This window comes from Allobosea sp. P4_H5 (assembly GCF_056400825.1).
This window is the reverse complement of sequence record NZ_JBFUKM010000009.1, coordinates 62,214-78,128: the sequence shown is the minus strand read 5'-3', so window position 1 is coordinate 78,128 and position 15,915 is coordinate 62,214. Positions and strand designations below refer to the sequence as shown.

Annotated in this window: 14 protein-coding genes and 1 tRNA gene; 9 read left to right on the top strand and 6 right to left on the bottom strand. The window is 66.6% G+C overall.

The window, feature by feature from the left end; all coding sequences use genetic code 11:
* Position 1: 1 nt before the first annotated feature.
* Complete coding sequence (locus AC1DS0_RS19210; protein WP_476815882.1) at positions 2-1,003, bottom strand: complex I NDUFA9 subunit family protein; 1,002 nt, start codon at positions 1,001-1,003, stop codon at positions 2-4.
* Positions 1,004-1,185: 182 nt separating this feature from the next.
* On the opposite strand from AC1DS0_RS19210, the gene AC1DS0_RS19205 reads away from it, so the two are divergent.
* The 6 genes from AC1DS0_RS19205 (at position 1,186) to AC1DS0_RS19180 (ending at position 7,183) form a co-directional block, all read left to right on the top strand.
* Positions 1,186-1,272 (top strand) — tRNA-Leu (locus tag AC1DS0_RS19205).
* A 399-nt stretch (positions 1,273-1,671) separates the two neighbouring features.
* Positions 1,672-3,276 carry a GMC family oxidoreductase gene (locus AC1DS0_RS19200; protein WP_476816064.1) on the top strand — a complete coding sequence of 535 codons (1,605 nt, stop codon included), beginning with the start codon at positions 1,672-1,674 and terminating at the stop codon, positions 3,274-3,276.
* A 101-nt stretch (positions 3,277-3,377) separates the two neighbouring features.
* Positions 3,378-4,433, top strand: coding sequence for a sugar phosphate isomerase/epimerase family protein (locus tag AC1DS0_RS19195; protein ID WP_476816063.1), 1,056 nt, complete (start codon positions 3,378-3,380; stop codon positions 4,431-4,433).
* Positions 4,430-5,620, top strand: coding sequence for a Gfo/Idh/MocA family protein (locus AC1DS0_RS19190; protein WP_476815881.1), 1,191 nt, complete (start codon positions 4,430-4,432; stop codon positions 5,618-5,620). The genes AC1DS0_RS19195 and AC1DS0_RS19190 overlap by 4 nt, the downstream gene beginning before the upstream one ends.
* A gap of 10 nt (positions 5,621-5,630) precedes the next feature.
* Complete coding sequence (locus AC1DS0_RS19185; protein ID WP_476815880.1) at positions 5,631-6,302, top strand: SDR family oxidoreductase; 672 nt, start codon at positions 5,631-5,633, stop codon at positions 6,300-6,302.
* 5 nt (positions 6,303-6,307) lie between these two features.
* Positions 6,308-7,183, top strand: a complete 876-nt coding sequence (locus tag AC1DS0_RS19180; protein ID WP_476815879.1) for an SMP-30/gluconolactonase/LRE family protein — start codon at positions 6,308-6,310, stop codon at positions 7,181-7,183.
* Between the two features lies 1 nt (position 7,184).
* On the opposite strand, the gene AC1DS0_RS19175 is transcribed toward AC1DS0_RS19180, so the two are convergent.
* From AC1DS0_RS19175 to AC1DS0_RS19160, 4 genes are read right to left on the bottom strand one after another with little or no spacing between them, the layout of a single operon-like run.
* A complete protein-coding gene (locus tag AC1DS0_RS19175) occupies positions 7,185-7,592 on the bottom strand; it encodes a carboxypeptidase-like regulatory domain-containing protein (RefSeq protein ID WP_476815878.1) in 408 nt (135 codons plus the stop codon).
* 3 nt (positions 7,593-7,595) lie between these two features.
* Positions 7,596-8,408, bottom strand: coding sequence for a carbohydrate ABC transporter permease (locus tag AC1DS0_RS19170; RefSeq protein ID WP_476815877.1), 813 nt, complete (start codon positions 8,406-8,408; stop codon positions 7,596-7,598).
* Positions 8,408-9,340 (bottom strand): carbohydrate ABC transporter permease, encoded by a 933-nt coding sequence (locus tag AC1DS0_RS19165; RefSeq protein WP_476815876.1) that lies wholly within the window; start codon positions 9,338-9,340, stop codon positions 8,408-8,410. Before AC1DS0_RS19165 ends, AC1DS0_RS19170 begins: the two co-directional genes overlap by 1 nt.
* A gap of 25 nt (positions 9,341-9,365) precedes the next feature.
* Positions 9,366-10,616, bottom strand: a complete 1,251-nt coding sequence (locus tag AC1DS0_RS19160; RefSeq protein WP_476815875.1) for an ABC transporter substrate-binding protein — start codon at positions 10,614-10,616, stop codon at positions 9,366-9,368.
* A 200-nt stretch (positions 10,617-10,816) separates the two neighbouring features.
* Between AC1DS0_RS19160 and araD the strand changes: the two genes are divergently transcribed.
* Together araD and AC1DS0_RS19150 are read left to right on the top strand one after the other, a co-directional pair.
* Positions 10,817-12,547, top strand: coding sequence for an L-arabinonate dehydratase (gene araD, locus AC1DS0_RS19155; RefSeq protein ID WP_476815874.1), 1,731 nt, complete (start codon positions 10,817-10,819; stop codon positions 12,545-12,547).
* Positions 12,547-13,608, top strand: a complete 1,062-nt coding sequence (locus AC1DS0_RS19150; protein ID WP_476815873.1) for a LacI family DNA-binding transcriptional regulator — start codon at positions 12,547-12,549, stop codon at positions 13,606-13,608. Before araD ends, AC1DS0_RS19150 begins: the two co-directional genes overlap by 1 nt.
* A 245-nt stretch (positions 13,609-13,853) precedes the next feature.
* Here the strand turns inward: AC1DS0_RS19150 and AC1DS0_RS19145 are convergent, their stop codons facing one another.
* On the bottom strand, positions 13,854-14,987 hold the full coding sequence (locus tag AC1DS0_RS19145) for a mandelate racemase/muconate lactonizing enzyme family protein (RefSeq protein ID WP_476815872.1): 1,134 nt from the start codon (positions 14,985-14,987) through the stop codon (positions 13,854-13,856).
* A 110-nt stretch (positions 14,988-15,097) separates the two neighbouring features.
* Here AC1DS0_RS19145 and AC1DS0_RS19140 point away from each other — a divergent pair, with 110 nt between their 5' ends.
* Positions 15,098-15,910, top strand: a complete 813-nt coding sequence (locus AC1DS0_RS19140) for an HpcH/HpaI aldolase family protein (RefSeq protein WP_476815871.1) — start codon at positions 15,098-15,100, stop codon at positions 15,908-15,910.
* Positions 15,911-15,915 lie beyond the last annotated feature (5 nt).

Genomic DNA, 15,915 nt, shown 5'->3' with positions numbered 1-15,915 from the left:
CTCAGCTGGCGCGGGCAGTGGCGAACTGGCCGGCCTTGCGGAAGCGCCAGAGATAGCCCGGCACCTCGGCCTCGGCCGAGACCGGCGTGATGCCGAGCCCGTGCAAGGTGCGGCCTTCCTTCTCTGCCGTCGCGGAGACGACATTGTCGCTCCCGAGCAGGTTGACCTGATCGCGCGTCAGGATGAGCTCGCTCGGCAGGATGCCGAGCGTCAGCATGTCCGCGAGTTCGAGGATCTGGCCTTGCAGCCGGGCGAGGCCGAAGGGCACCGGCGCGATCAGGCGCTTGCGGCCGGTGACCTCGCAGACATAGTCGACCAGCTCGCGCAGCGTCTTCACCTCGGGACCGCCGAGCTCATAGGCCTTGCCGGCCTCGGCCTTGCCGTCGACGGCGCGCGCGATCGCCTCGGCGACGTCGCCGACGAAGACCGGCTGGAATTTGGTCTCGGCACCGGCGAGCGGCAGCACCGGCAGCATGCGCAGCAGCGAGGCGAAACGGTTGAAGAACGTGTCCTCCGGCCCGAACATCACCGAGGGACGCAGTACGATCGCCTGCTTGACCAGGGCATGGACCGCCGCCTCGCCCTCGGCCTTGCTGCGGGCATAGACCGAGGTCGAGTCGGCACTGGCGCCGAGCGCCGAAACCTGGATCAGCCGCTCGACGCCGAAATTGGCGCAGGCCTGCGCCACGGTGCGCGCACCCTGCGCCTGCACCGAGGAGAAGTTCTGCCGGCCCTTCTCGCGCATGATGCCGACGAGGTTGATCACTGCGTCGGCGCCCTGGACAGCGGCCGCGACCGAATCGGGATAGCGCAGATTGGCCTGGACCGCAGTGATCTGGCCGACAATGCCGAGCGGCTGCAGGAAGCCGGCAAGATCCGGGCGGCGCACGGCAGCGCGCACCCGATAGCCGCGCCGCGCCAGCGCCCGCACGACATGCCGCCCGAGGAAGCCCGAGCCGCCAAAGACCGTGACGAGTTGCGAAGCGGGAGGCAGGACCGTCATGATGACGCGAAGCTCCGTTTGGAAGCGCTGAAAACTGGGCCTATTATGCCTGTCCTAGTTCATCGCAACGCGGCTGTGAAGGCGGCGCGACGCCGCCCGCCCCGCGGCCGATACACTATTGTCAATAAAGCCGGCTTCGCCCGTTGACAGGTCCGTTCGGCCCCCGTAAACGAACCGCCGTTGCCCAGGTGGCGGAATTGGTAGACGCACCAGCTTCAGGTGCTGGCGCTCGCAAGGGCGTGGAGGTTCGAGTCCTCTCCTGGGCACCATTTTTCTCAAGGGTTCTACCAAGCCCTTGAGGCCGAAGGTTTTTCCTTCCGCATCGTAGATGACCTGTCGCCCGACCCGCGTAGGCGGGCGGGGTAGAATGGTCGTGAGAATGCCGAGCCCCGCAAGGCGGGCGGGCAGAACCTTCTCCGTTTTGCGCGTACGCTCCCTGTGATTTCCAAGAGCGTCTGAAAATGAGCGCCGAAAGGCCGCAAGACGGCTCCTGTTCCCGTCGCCGCGCGCGCCTTCCAACATGATTCGGATCTTCTCCGGCCTCCAAGATCCGCAGCGCGCTTTCGCCCAGACGGAACGTTGAGCGATGCGCGCTACCGGCTCCATGACGATCTTGCTACGACGATCCCAGCGCAATGGCAGCATTGTCGATCGGAGGTCGCTTGAGCATCCGTCGCCATCTCGGTTCCTGGGACTATGTCATCGTCGGCGCGGGGTCGGCGGGCTGCGTGCTCGCCAATCGCCTCAGCGCCGATCCGCGCAAGCGCGTGCTGCTGCTCGAGGCCGGCGGCTCGGATAATTACCACTGGATCCATATCCCGGTCGGCTATCTCTACTGCATGGGCAATCCCAGGACCGACTGGGGCTACAGCACGGCGCAGGAAAAGGGCCTCAACGGCCGCTCGCTCGCCTATCCGCGCGGCAAGGTCCTCGGCGGCTGCTCGTCGATCAACGGCATGATCTACATGCGCGGTCAGGCGGCCGACTATGACGGCTGGCGCCAGCTCGGCAATCCCGGCTGGGGCTGGGACGAGGTCCTGCCGCTGTTCCGAAAATCCGAGCGGCATCACAGCCTGGGCGGTGCGTTCCATGGCCAGGAGGGCGAGCTGCGGGTCGAGCGCCAGCGCCTGTCCTGGCCGATCCTCGATGCCGTGCGCGAGGCCGCCGAGGAAATCGGCGTGCCGAAGATCGACGATTTCAACGCCGGCGACAATTTCGGCTCGGCCTATTTCGAGGTGAACCAGAAGGCCGGCTTCCGCTTCAACGCGGTGCGCGCCTTCCTGAACCCGGTGCGCAAGCGCAGCAATCTGACGGTGCTGACGCAGGCGCAGGCCGAGCGCATCGTCTTCTCCGGCAAACGCGCGAGCGGGCTCGAGCTGCGCCTCAAGGGCGAGCCTGTCCAGGTCGATGCCGCCGGCGAGCTGATCCTCTCGGCCGGCGCGATCGGCACGCCGCAATTGCTGCAGCTCTCCGGCGTCGGGCCTGGCGCGCTGCTGTCGCAGCACGGCATCGCCGTCCAGCACGAGCTGGCTGGCGTCGGCGAGAACCTGCAGGACCATCTCCAGATCCGCACCGTCTTCAGGATCACGGGCGCGAAGACGCTGAACGAGCGTCAGGCGAGCCTGTTCGGCAAGGCCGGCATCGCTCTCGAATATGCCCTGCGCCGTTCGGGACCGATGGCGATGGCGCCGAGCCAGCTCGGCATCTTCATGCGCTCCGATGAGCGTTTCGCCACGCCCAACATCGAATTTCATGTCCAGCCGCTCTCGCTGGAACGCTTCGGCCAACCCCTCGACGCCTTTCCGGCGATCACGGTCTCGGTCTGCAATCTCCGGCCGGATTCGCGCGGCCATGTTCGGATCGCCTCGGCCGATCCGTTCGCGCATCCGAACATTGCGCCGAATTATCTCTCCGCCGACAGCGATCGCGAGGTGGCCGCCGCCTCGATCACAGCGGCGCGACGCCTGATGGCGACACAGCGGATGCAGGCGTTCAAGCCGGAAGAGCTCAAGCCCGGGATCGCCGTTCAGGAGCCCAATGAGCTCGCCCAGGCAGCAGGCGACATCGCCACCACCATCTTCCATCCGGTCGGAACCGCGAAAATGGGCACCGATGCGATGGCGGTGGTCGATCCTGAGCTGCGCGTGCACGGTCTCGAAGGCTTGCGCGTCGTCGATTGCTCGATCATGCCGACGATCGTCTCGGGCAACACCCACGCACCGGCAGTGATGATCGCCGAAAAGGCGGCGCAGCTCATGACTTCGCGTGCGTAGCAGCTCTGCGCCCGCGATTGCGGGGCGTCAAACTCACTTGCCCTGCCCGGTGTAAGCGCTATCATCGCTTCTCCGCATGGAGGCATTGGGGTGTGACACCGTTGAAAACCATTCGCGGCCCGGGCCTGTTCATTGCCCAATATCTTGGCCCGGCGCCTTTATTTTCCGATATAGACGGCGTTTCCCGCTTCGCGATACAGGAAGGCTTCAAGGCCCTGCAGGTGCCGGTCCACGACAGGGCAATCGTCGACACGGAGCGCTTGGAAGAGAGCGGTTACATCGACAGCTTGCGCGCGATCATCGAGCGCCGCGGCCTGGTGGTGAGCGAGATCGCGGCCCATCGCGCCGGCCAATTGCTGGCGGTCCATCCGGCCTATGATGGCGTCATGGACGCGTTCGCACCCGCCGACTTGCGCGGCAGTCCGGCGGCGCGCCAACAATGGGCCGAGCAGGAGTTGCAGCGCGCCATCACGCTCGCGGCACGCATCGGCGCCGGCAAGCTCGCGACCTTTTCGGGAAGCCTGCTCTGGCCGTTCTTCTATCCCTATCCGCCGACCCCGCCCGGCCTGATCGAGCGCGGCTTTGCGGCGCTGGCGGCGCGCTGGCGCCCGCTGCTCGATTACGCCGACAGCCTCGATGTCGACATCTGCTTCGAGCTGCATCCGGGGCAGGACCTGCATGACGGCGCGACCTTTGCCGCCTTCCTCGAGCGCGTCGACCATCATCCCCGCGCCAGGCTGCTCTACGATCCCAGTCATCTCAGGCTGCAGCATCTCGACTATCTCGGCTTCATCGACCGCTGGCACGCCCGCATCGCGGCCTTCCACGTCAAGGACGCCGAATTCCGCCCGAGCCCGGATCGTGGCGTCTATGGCGGCTATGGCGACTGGATCGACCGCCCCGGCCGTTTCCGCAGCCTGGGCGACGGCGACATCGACTTTGCCGGCATCTTCAGCAGCCTGACCCGCTACGGCTATGACGGCTGGGCCGTGCTCGAATGGGAGTGCTGCCTGAAGAACGCCTTCGACGGTGCCCGCGAAGGCGCGCGCTTCATCGCCGATCACATCATCCGGACCACACAGCGCGACTTCGACGCAGGCATGCGCCGCTCCGCGCCATCAGACGAGCTCGACCGCATTCTGGGGCTGAAACCATGAGCGAAGGCAATCCCGTCCTCACCGCCCTCGGGCGGCCGATCCGCCTCGGCATTCTCGGCGGCGCCCCGCCCTCGATGATCGGCCCGGCGCATCGCATGGCGGCTGCGCTCGACGGCCGCTTCAGCCTCGTCGCCGGCATGATGTCGTCGAAGCCCGAGCGCTCGCGTCGCGAAGGTCTCGCCATCGGCCTCCCCGAAGAGCGCTGCTATGGTTCGCTCGACGAGTTGCTGGCGCGGGAGAAAGCGCGCGCGGATGGCATCGAGGCCCTCGCCATCATCACGCCGAACGACAGCCACACCGCCTATTGCAAGGTCGCCTTCGCGGCCGGGCTCGACGTCATGGTCGAGAAGCCGCTGTGCAACGATCTCGCCGAGGCGCGCGAGCTTGCAGCGCTGGCGCGCCAGAGCGGCGTCGCGGTGGCGCTGACGCACACCTATTCCGGCTATCCGATGCTGCGCGAGATGCGCGCGCGCATCCTCGACGGGCAGATCGGAGCGGTGCGCCTCATCCAGATCGACTACCTCGCCGGCGGCAATGCCACACTGGTCGAGGCGACGCCCGAGGGCGCGGCACGCTGGCGCCTCAATCCCGAGATCAGCGGCCCCTCGCTCGTCCTCGGCGATATCGGCACCCATGCGCATCATCTTGTTAGCTTTGTCACCGGCGAGGCGATGGCAACGGTCTCGGCCGACGTCGGGACGCTGGTCCCCGGCCGCAAGGTCCACGACATCGCGCAGATCCGCTTCCGGCAGGCCGGCGGCGCTCGCGGCCGGATCGAAGTCAGTAATGCCGCCGCCGGCGCCTCCAACCTGTTCGTCATCAGGGTCTTCGGCGAGACCGGCCATCTCGCCTGGAGCCATGGCGCCCCCAATGAACTGCTGCTGGGCCGGCTCAACGGCGACATCGTCGTGACCGGCGCCGGCAGGCCCGATCTCTCGGCCGCAGCGCGGGACGCGACCCGGCTGTCGCGCCCCGGTCATCCTGAGGGGCTGATCGAGGCGATCGCCAATCTCTATTGCGGCTTCGCCGACCTCATCCTGGCGCGGCGCGGCCTCAAGCCCATCACGGACATGGCGAAGCTGACGCCCTCGATCGAGGACGGCGTTGCCGGCCTCGCCTTCATCATGGCCTGCCTCGAAAGCTCTGCCGCCGGCGGCGCCTCCACTCCCCTCGCCTCCAGCCTCTAGCGGACCTCACATGGCAACGATCGTCATCACCGGCTGCGACACCGGCCTCGGCGTCGAATTCGCCCGGCAATATGCGGCTGAGGGCCACAAGGTCTATGCGACCTGCCTCTCCCCCGAGACCGCGCATGAGACCCGCGCCATCGCGGGAGATGTCGAGGTCAAAAAACTCGACATGACCGATCATGCCGGCATCGCGGCCTTCGCCGCCTCGCTCGGCGGGCGCCCGGTCGACATCCTGCTCAACAATGCCGGCATCGGCCGGCCGCACCCGCCCTTCGGCGAGACCGACTACGCCAACTGGCGGCGCATTCTCGAAACCAACCTGATCGGCCCGATGAAGCTGGTCGAGACGTTGGTCGAGAACGTCGCGGCGAGCGAACTGAAGATCATGGCCTTCGTCTCCAGCCGCATGGGCTCGATCGCGCTGAACCAGAGCGGCGGCTCCTATGCCTACCGCTCGAGCAAGGCGGGCCTGAACATGGTGGTCAAGGGCCTCGCGATCGACCTGGCGCCGCGCCATATCAGTGTCATTGCCCTGCATCCGGGCTGGGCCGCGACCGAGCCGGGTGGGCGCGTGCCGGTCGAAGAGAGCGTCGCCGGCATGCGCGGCGTGATCCACCGCGCCGGACGGCACCACACCGGCATCTTCCAGACCTATCACGATCAGCCCCTGCCTTGGTGACGCCGATGAAGCCTGAGATCGAAACCATCCTGCCCGGCCCTTTCGCTCTAGGCGAAGGCCCGTGCTGGCATGGCGGTGAAGGCGCGCTCTATTTCGTCGACGCGCTCAGGCCGGCGATCCATCGCTGGCATCCGGCGGAGGGGCTCGCCAGCTGGGTGATGCCGGCGATCGTCGGCTCCTTCGCCATCCGGCGCGGCGGCGGGCTAATTGCCTCGCTGCAGACCGGCTTCGCTGCGGTCGATCTCGCAACCGGCGCGGTGACGCCGCTGGTCGATCCCGAACCGGAGAAGCCTGCCAACGTCCTCAATGACGGCAAATGCGACAGGCGCGGCCGCTTCTGGTGCGGCTCGCGTGACGGCGCGCTCAAGGACCCAAGCGGTGCGCTCTATCGGCTCGATCCCGACCTCCGCGCCCGCCGCATGGACCAGGGCTTCATCGTCTCCAACGGCATCGCCTTCTCGCCTGATGACCGCATCATGTACTTCGCGGATTCACGGGCCGAGACCGTCTTCGCCTATGACTTCGACATCGATAGCGGCGCCATCTCCAACCGCCGCGTCTTCTTCTCGACCCGCGAGATCGAAGGCCGCTGCGACGGTGCGACGGTCGATGCCGAAGGCTTCTACTGGTGCGCGCTGGTGCATGGCGGCAAGATCGCCCGGGTCGACCCGAAGGGTCGCTTCGACCGGCTGATCGACATGCCGGTCAAGCACCCGACCATGTGCACCTTCGGCGGCGACGGGCTCGATGTGCTCTACGTCACCAGCGCCGCCTCGATGCTGAGCGAGGAGGAGCAGGCGCAGGTTCCGCAGGCCGGAAACCTCTTCGCCATCCACGGCCTCGGCGTGAAGGGCCTGCCGGAACCGATGTTCGCGGGGTGAATCAACCCTTGCCCGACAACACGAGCGGGGCCGCGAGCTTGGTGTTCTGCGAGCGGAAATAGAGCCGGATCGGGATGCGTTGGGACGAGCCGACGCCGGGCTTCACCGCGCTGAGCTGGATATGGTGCGATGGGTTGCCGGTGATGCGGAAGCTGCCGTCCGCGCCCGTTTTCACGCTGCGGTTCTCGGCGAAAGTGGTGAAGCTGAAGACCCAGAGCGTGACGTCGGCCCCTTCGACCGGTTTGCCCTGCGCGTCCAGAACCTGCCCAACGACGAGGCCGTCATCATGCGTCGAGGCATAGAGATCCCAGGCACCGGCGATGGCGACGATGGCGGCTGGGACCAGGACGAAGCGGTTGAGCAGCCACTTCCTCCAGCCGCTCGAGCGATTGCCAGAATAAGCTTCCATCGCCTAACCCTTCGTCGCGCCGGAGGTGAGGCCCTGGATGAACTCCTTCTGCGCCAGCAGGAACAGGAGAATGCCGGGCGCCAGCACCATGATGCAGAAGGCATACAGCGCCCCGGTCGTATCCTCCTGATAGGACAGGAAGCGCGCAAGGCCGAGCGGCAGTGTCTGCATCTCCGGGGTCCGCGTCATGATCAGCGGCCAGAGGAAATTGTTCCAGGACCAGATGAAGGAGAGGATCACATTGGTTGCCATGGCGGACTTGGCCAGCGGCAGCATGATCGTCCAGACGATGCGCCATTCCGGCAGGCCATCGACCTTGGCCGCATCGATCAGCGAGCCCGGGATCGCATCGAAGCTCGCCTTGAACACGAAGATGCAGATGATCGTCGAGAACTGCGGCAGGGCGAGGCCGACATAGGAGTTCAGCAGCCCGAGCTGTCCGGTGATCAGATAGGCCGGGATGATCGTCGCCTGGAACGGCACCATCATGCAGGACAGGAACAGGATCAGGATGAAGCCCTTGCCCCGGAACTCGCGAGTCAGCGCATAGCCTGCCATCGCGTTGAAGACGATGTTGGCCGCGATCGTGATGGCCGAGACGATGACGCTGTTCAGGAAGTAGCGGGCGAACGGGATGGCGTACCAGACATCGACATAATAGAAGAGGTTCGGGTTCTGCGGGACGATGTTGGGCGGATAGGTGAAGATGTTCTCGCCCGAGACGGACGTCTTCATCACCCAGTAGAACGGCACCAGCATCACGAAGCACACCGCCATCAGGGCGAGGTGGATCGGCCAGGTCGGGGAACGGCGCATCATTCCATGTCCCTCGCGCCGGCATTGCCGCCGGAGAGCCGGTTCGCCGCCCAGGCGATCGTGATCAGGAAGACGAAGAACACGACCGTCACCGCAGCCGCATAGTCGAAGCGCGTCTGCACGAAGCCGAGCTTGTAGATGTAGGTGACGAGGATCTCGGTGGCGCGCCCGGGGCCTCCGCCGGTCATGACGTAGACCAGGTCGAAGCTGGTCACCGAGTTCAGCATGCCGATGACGAAGCACAGGAAGATCGAGGGGCGCAGCAGCGGCAGGATGATGCGCCAGAAGCGATCCCCGGCAGTGGCGCCGTCGATCTCGGCCGCCTCGAACAGCGAGCTCGGGATGTTCTGCAGCCCGGTCAAGAGGATGATCATGTAGAAGCCGAGCATCTGCCAGATATTGGCTGCGACGACCGAAGGCAGCGCCCAGAAGAACGAGTTCAGGAACGGAATCGGCGTATCCGTGAGGTGCAGCAGCCTTGCGACATAGTTCAAGAGGCCGACGCGCTCGTCATACATCCAGCGCCAGATGATCGCGACCGCGACCGTCATCAGCGGATAGGACAGGAAGATCAGCGTGCGATAGATGTTGCGGCCGCTGATGTTGGAGTTGACCAGCAAAGCGAGGCCGAGCGCCATCGCGATCCCGACCGGCGCCGACAGGATGATGAAGACGGTGTTCCAGAGCGATTGCCAGAACACCTCGTCCGTCAGCATCTCCTCGTAATTTTCGAGGCCGATGAAGACCGCCGGCTTCAGCGGCGACCAGGCCTGGAACGAGAGCACGATGTTCCAGGCCAGCGGCAGGATGCGATAGAGCAGGAAGATCAGCAGCGACGGCGCGAGGAAGCACCAGACCAGGATGGCCTGGCGCGTCGTCGCCCTGCGCAGGAACGAGATACGCCGCCGTTCGGGCGCGGCGGACATAGCCATTGCCATAACCGGCGCCGCTCCCCTCTCAGGACCGGCGCATGACGCGCGTCACGGCGCGCTCGGCGTCGGCCAGCGCCGTCTTGGCGTCCTTGCGGCCGAGCACCGCATTCTGGACCTCGGCCCAGAAGGCGTCCTTGACCTGCGCATCGTTGGGCAGGGGCCAGTTGCCGCACATCTTGTCGGTGTGTTCGAGCTGCGTCAGCAGCACGGCATGGGCCAGCGGGTCCTCGGCCTTGACCTTCTCCAGCCCGACCTTGTCCGCGGCGAGGTTGCCGGTGAGGATGCGGCGGCGCAGCGAGAACTCGGTCGCCCATTTATTGCCGGTCATATGCTTGACCAGCGCCCAGGCGAGATCGGGATTCTTCGACGATTTCGAGATAGCGAAGCCGTGATTGGTCGGGGTCGACCAGTTGCCGGGGTTCTGGGCCGCGCCAAGCGTGTCGGGATTGACCCAGGGCGCCTGGCCCTTGACGAAGAAATACGAGGCCGAATGGGCCTGCAGCATGCCGACATTGCCGGAAGCGAAGGCGCCGTTGGGCTCGACCCAGCGCCCGGTCCATGCGATCTTGTTGATCCCGCCCGAGGCCGTCGCCTTGGCCAGCTTCTCCAGCACCTCGATCGTCTTGGGGGTATTGAAGGCCGGCGCCTTCATGTCCGGCTTCAGCAGCTCGACGCCGTTCATCTGCATCAGCGGCCAATAGAGCCAGTCGAAATTGAGCGTCAGGAAGCCGGTCTTCTCACCCTTCGCCATCGCCTGGCTGAAATTGACGATCTCGTCGAAGGACTTGGGCGCATCCGTCAGACCCGCCTCCTTGAACATCGTCTTATTGTAGAACAGCAGCGTCTTGGCGATGTAGAAGGGCACGACATAGTTCTTCTTGTCGTAGACGAAGCTCCCCAGGTAATCCTGGTTGTAGAGCTTGGCGACGTCAGGCTCCTTCTGCATATACGGCGTCAGGTCGAGCAGCGCGCCATTCGCCGCCCACTCCACCCAGATCGCGCCCTGGAGATCGATGATGTCGGGTGCCGTCCCGGCGACGAGCTGCGTCTGGTAGAAGGCCGGCAGCTCAGGCCCCTTCTTGTCGAGCCACTCGATCTCGACGCCCGGATTCTGTGCCTTGAAGTCGGCGAACTCCTCTTTGAACAGCGCCTCCTGGTCGGCGATGTTCCAGGTCAGGATGCTGAGCTTGCGGTTCGACTGCGCCCGCAGATAGGCCGGCATCGCGACCGTTCCCGCCGCAGCTAGGCCGCTCTTGATGAGTGTTCTGCGGTCCATGCCGCCCTCCCTGAAATGATTTGGTACCTTGCCTCTCCGGGCAAGTTTCGATGGCGATGATAGCGGTTACATTCACTCGGTCAAGGCGGGTTCATGCCAGCACAAATTTCCCATTTTTATGCAACTTCCAGCGCATTTCGTTCGATTGACAGGGTTATGAAAGCGATGTCATCTAACGTGTCGCCCCGCCGAAGGAGTTCATGCCGTTGCCGTCCCGCCGCCCTGAAGAATTGCGCAGCGCGCGCTGGTATTCGGCTGAAGGCATGCGTGCCTTCGCCCATCGCCAGCGCATGCAGCAGATGGGCCTGCGCCGCGAGGAGTTCATGGGCCGGCCGGTGATCGCGATCCTCAACACCTGGAGCGATCTCTCGCCCTGCCACGCGCATCTGCGCGAGCGCGCCGAGGCGGTGAAGCGCGGTGTCATCCGCGCCGGCGGGCACCCGGTCGAATTGCCGGCCCTGTCGCTCGGCGAGGTCATGGTGAAGCCGACCACCATGCTCTACCGCAATCTCCTCGCCATGGAGGCGGAGGAGCTGCTGCGCCAGCACCCGATCGACGGCGCCATGCTGCTCGGCGGCTGCGACAAGACCACGCCCGGCCTGTTGATGGGCGCGCTCAGCATGGACCTGCCGGCGATCTTCTGCCCGGCGGGGCCGATGCTCAACAGCAGCTGGCAGGGCACACGCGTCGGCGCCGGCACGCACACCATGAAATACTGGAACGAGTACCGAGCCGGAAAGCTCAGCGAGACCGAGCTGGTCGAGATCGAGGGCATTTCGACGCGCTCGCCCGGCACCTGCAACACCATGGGCACGGCCTCGACGATGACCGCGATCGCCGATGCGCTCGGGCTGACGCTGCCCTTCGCCTCCAGCATCCCCGCCATGGACTCGGCCCATACCCGTATGGCTTCCGCCAGCGGCGAGCGGATCGTCGAGATGGTCTGGGAGGACCTCAAGCCCTCGCGGATCCTGACGCAGGGCTCGGTCCGCAACGCGCTGCATGTCGATGTCGCCCTGTCGGGCTCGACCAATGCGGCGATCCATCTCATCGCCATGGCGCGGCGTGCGGGTTTGTCGATCTCACTCGACGATTTCGATGCGATCGCCCGGCAGACGCCGATCCTCGCCAACATCTTCCCGGCCGGGTACTTCCTGATGGAGGATTTCTACTTCGCCGGCGGCCTTGGCGGGCTGATGTCACGGCTGACGGACCGGCTCGACCTTTCCGCCCGCAATGTGCTCGGGCAGACCTTGGGCGAGGCGCTGGAGCGGACGCGGATCGTCGATGAGGACATCATCCGGCCGCTCTCGAACCCGGTCAGCCAGGCGCCCGCCATCGCTGTGCTACGCGGCAATCTCGCGCCCGATGGCGCCGTCATCAAGCCGTCAGCCGCGACGCCGGAGCTGCTGGTCCATCGCGGTCGGGCGGTCGTCTTCGACGGCCCCGTCGCCCTCGCCAAGGGCGTCGAGGACCCCGACCTCGACGTCGACGAGAACAGCGTGCTCATCCTGCGCGGCGCCGGCCCGGTCGGTGCGCCCGGCATGCCGGAATGGGGCGCGCTCGCCCTGCCGAAGAAGCTGCTCGCCAAGGGCGTACGCGACATGGTCCGCATCTCCGATGCGCGCATGAGCGGCACCCATTATGGCACCTGCGTCCTGCATGTCGCGCCGGAATCGCATGTCGGCGGGCCGTTGGCGCTGGTCCAGACCGGCGACGAGATCGTGCTCGACGTGCCGAACCGGCGCCTCGACATGCTGGTCGACGAGGCCGAGCTCGCTCGGCGCCGGGCCGCCTGGAAAGAGCCGCCGCCGCTCTATGGCCGCGGCTACGGCATGCTGTTCCAGCGCACAGTGACCCAGGCCGACAAGGGCTGCGATTTCGACTTTCTCGAATACGGCCCGCCAACGGCCGAACCGGGCATCTTCTGATGAAGAGCGGCAAGAAAGCCGAGGGAACGAAGCCGGCGCCAGCTTTGCGTGAGCGCTCCGGCACGGCGCGCCCGCGCATGGCCGATGTCGCGCGCATCGCCGGCGTCTCGACCGCGACCGTCTCGCGCGCGCTGCGCCAGCCCGAGCTCGTCTCGCCGGAGGTCCGCGGCAAGATCGCGGCGGCGGTCGAGCACCTCTCCTATCGGCCGAACCTGATGGCCGGCGCACTCGCCAGCGCCCGCAGCAAGACGATCGGCGTGATCATCCCCTCGATGATCAACGCCTTCTTCTCGGTGACGCTGGAGGCCATCGAGGAAGGGCTGGCCGGCGCCGGCTACCAGCTTTTGATCGGCAACAGCCATTACGAGATGGAGACCGAGGAGCGGCTGATCGCCTCGATGCTGGCCTGGTCGCCAGCCGCGCTGGTCGTCACCGGCTGCCGGCACAGCCGCGGCGCGATGCGCGCTCTGCTCGACACCGATGTTCCGATCGTCGAGATGTGGGAGCTCACCGACAACCCGATCGACACCGCCATCGGTTTCTCCCAGCGCGACATCGGCGTCGCGGTCGCCCGACATTTCAAGGAGCGCGGCGCCAGGCGCCTCGGCTTCGTCGGTGCCATGCACCAGCGCGATTACCGCGCCGATTCCAGGCGCGCCGGCTTCTTCGAGACGGCGCTGAGCATCGGCTATGAGCCTCCGGCCGAAGTGCAGCTTCCCGGCCTGCCGACCTCCGTCAGAGGTGCCAAGGCCTTTGCCGAGCTGATGGCCGGCCATCCCGATGTCGACGCCGTGCTCTGTACCAACGATATCGTCGCGCTCGGCGCCCTGTTCGAGGCGCAGCGACTGGGCTGGTCGGTGCCCGACCGGCTGAAGATCTGCGGTGTCGGCGATGTCGACTTCGCCGCCGCCTGCGAGCCCGGCCTCAGCACGGTCAGCCTGCCGCGGCGGGCGATCGGCCTCAAGATCGCCGAGGTGCTGCGCGAGCGCATCGCCGGCCGCCTGCCGACCGGCGGCGTTCACGACCTCGGTTTCGAGCTGGTGAGGCGGGGCAGCACGTGAGCTTTCCCGCAAATGCTGTCGACGGTTGGCGCGGCGGATTCGGGCAAGCCGTCCTGCGTCATTCCGGGGCAGGCCAGAGGCCTGAGCCCGGAACCCAGAACCGATGCGGCTTCCAAGAAGAGCGCGGCAGCAGAAGCGGATTCCGAGCCGACGGCATCGGTTCTGGGTTCCGGGCTCGACGCTACGCGCCGCCCCGGAATGACGGCGGAGGTTCCATCGCCGACAAGAGCTGCGGTCTGCTCGCCCTACACCGCGCGCGCGACGATATCATCGAGATCGCCGGCCAGACCGATGCCCGGCCGCTCGCTCAGCGTCACCCGACCGGCCGAAAGCGGCATCAGGCCGGCGATGAGGTTGTCGCGCAGCGGGTTCGGGTTTGTGTCGATCTCCAGCAGGCCCTCGCCGCCCGCCGCCGCCAGCAGATGGGCCGAGGCAAGCAGGCCGATCCCGCCACCGAGATAATGCGGGCAGTAGACGAGGCCGACCGCGCGCGCGGCCCTGGCCACTGCCAGGCAACCGCTGAGGCCGCCCCATTTCGCCGCATCCGGCTGCAGGAAGCGGAAGAGCCCCGAGGCGATGGCTTCCTCGAATTCCGCGACCGCGTTCATGTTCTCGCCGGCCGCGATCGCGATCGGCATCGCCTCATACAGGGCGCGCCATTCCTCAAGCGGGCGGTCGGCCCGCAAGGGCTCCTCCAGCCAGTCCAGCCGGTAGTCGGCGAAGCGTCTGCCATGTGCGATAGCCTGGTCGAGGTTCCAGCCCTGATTGGCGTCGATCATCAGGCGGCGTTCGCCGATCGCGCCGCGGATCGCATCAAGGGAGCGCGTGTCGGTTTCCGTGCCGAAGCCGACCTTCAGCTTGAAGCACTCATGCCCGCGAGCAAGCTCGCGTACCGCGACATCCGCCGGCGCTTCCGGGCCGATACCGCTGGCATAGGCGCCGACCGAGCCCGAGGCCTGCCCGTCGAGATAGGCATAGAGCGGCAGCCCCGCGCGCCGGGCCGCCAGGTCATGGCAGGCGATGTCGAGCCCGGCACAGACCTGCCGCAGCGGCCCCCATTCGCCGGACTGGATGGCGAGGACATGCAACCTGTCCATCAGCCGCGCGAAGACCTCGCCGACCGGCAGTGGCGAGAGCTGCTGGAGCAGCGGCCCGGCCATCTCCAGCACGAGGCGGGCCCGGTGCTCGGCCCCGACCGAGGGGAAATTGCACCAGATCTCGCCGAGGCCGCGCTGGCCGCTGGAGTCCTCGACCTCGACGAAGACCGCGGGCCGGTCGCGCATGATGCCGAAGGAGGTCCGCACATGCGTCTCGATCGGCGCGCGCACCGCCACTGCCCTGACAGCAACGATGACGACCTCATCCGACGGGTAGGCCATGTCTTCAGCACTCCGGCTCGTCCTCGTGCCGGCTTAGACCGCGCCAAAGGCCGGGCGCCAGCTTTTTCACGCCCACCGATCAGACCTCGCCAGTTCCGGGAGAGACGCCTATGACCGCCAGCGACAGCCACGCCACCCGGCCCAACCCGTTCCGCAAGGCGATGCGCCAGGGCCGCCCGCTGGTCGGCATCTGGTCGATGCTGAACTCGGTCGATGCCACGGAAGCGCTCGGCTGGTCGGGCTATGACTGGTTGCTCGTCGACGGCGAGCATGCGCCGGTCTCGCTGCATGACGCGATGGCGCATTGCCGCGCCATCGCCGCGACGCCGACCGTGCCGATCGTGCGGCTGCTCTGGAACGATCCGCTGCTGATCAAGCAGCATCTCGACGCCGGCATCGCCACGCTGATGCTGCCCTTCGTGCAGACGCCGGAAGAGGCTGCCCGCGCCGTCCAGTCGCTGCGCTATCCACCGCACGGCATCCGCGGCATTGCGGCGATGCACCGAGCCAGCCGCTATACCCGCTTCAGGGACTATGCGGCGCAGGCGAGCCAGTCGCTCTTCCTGATCGTCCAGATCGAGACCAGGGAGGCGCTCGACCGCTGCGAGGAGATCGCGGCGGTGGACGGGGTCGATGCCGTCTTCTTCGGGCCGGGCGATCTTGCCGCCAGCATGGGCATGCCTGGACAGGCCGCCCATCCCGATGTCACGGCAGCGATCGAGGACGGGCTCAGGCGCTGCCGGCCCTCCGGCAAGGCGGTCGGCGCGCTCGCGCCCAATGACGAGATCGCCGAGCACCATATCCGCTCGGGCTTCGACTTCGTCTCGGTCGCCAACGACTTCTCGCTGCTCCTGCGCAATGCCGACGCTGCCGCGAACCGCTTCCGCAGCGTCGCCGACGGCATCACCACGAAGAAGGCTTGACCGTC